An 832-nucleotide genomic window follows, 5' to 3' on the forward strand; every position below is an offset into this window, starting at 1 on the left:
CGTGTATGTCCTCAAGAGCCTCGACGAAGCCGCCCTGCGCAAGCTGGTGGGCCGCGCGCTGAACGAGGACAAGGGCCTCGGCAAGCGCAAGCTGAGCCTGCCGGAGGAGAGCTTCCAGGTTCTCCTGGCCGCCGCCGACGGCGATGGGCGGCGCCTGCTGAACCTGCTGGAGAACGCTGCCGACCTCGCCGAGGACGGCAGCGAGATCAGTCCCGAGCTGCTGCAGAATCTGCTCGGCGACACCCGCCGGCGTTTCGACAAGGGCGGCGAGGCGTTCTACGACCAGATCAGCGCGCTGCACAAGTCGGTGCGCGGCTCCAATCCCGACGCGGCACTCTATTGGTTCGCGCGCATGCTCGACGGCGGCTGCGATCCCCTGTACATCGCCCGGCGGGTGGTGCGCATGGCCAGCGAGGAGGTTGGCAACGCCGATCCTCGCGCCCTCGGCCTGTGCCTGTCGGCCTGGGACGTGCAGGAGCGCCTGGGCAGCCCCGAAGGCGAGCTGGCGGTGGCCCAGGCCATCGTCTACCTGGCCTGTGCGCCGAAGAGCAATGCGGTGTACAGCGCGTTCAACGCGGCGATGCGCGACGTCGCCGAAAGCGGCTCGCGGGAAGTGCCATTGCACTTGCGCAACGCGCCGACCAAATTGATGAAGAGCCTCGGCTATGGCGAGGAATACCGCTACGCCCACGACGAGCCGGATGCCTATGCCGCCGGAGAGGATTATTTCCCCGAGGATCTGGAGCCGCGGCGTTACTATCAACCGGTGCCGAGGGGCCTGGAACTGAAGATCCGCGACAAGCTGGAACACCTGGCCGAGCTGGATCGCACC

General features: G+C 67.3%; 1 pseudogene. It reads left to right on the forward strand.

Annotation, left to right across the window (positions count from 1 at the left end):
- A pseudogene (locus EEB15_RS33080) lies at positions 1–832 on the forward strand (recombination factor protein RarA); the annotation flags it as partial.

This window comes from Ramlibacter sp. WS9, from assembly GCF_003797765.1.
GTDB lineage: Bacteria > Pseudomonadota > Gammaproteobacteria > Burkholderiales > Burkholderiaceae_C > Ramlibacter.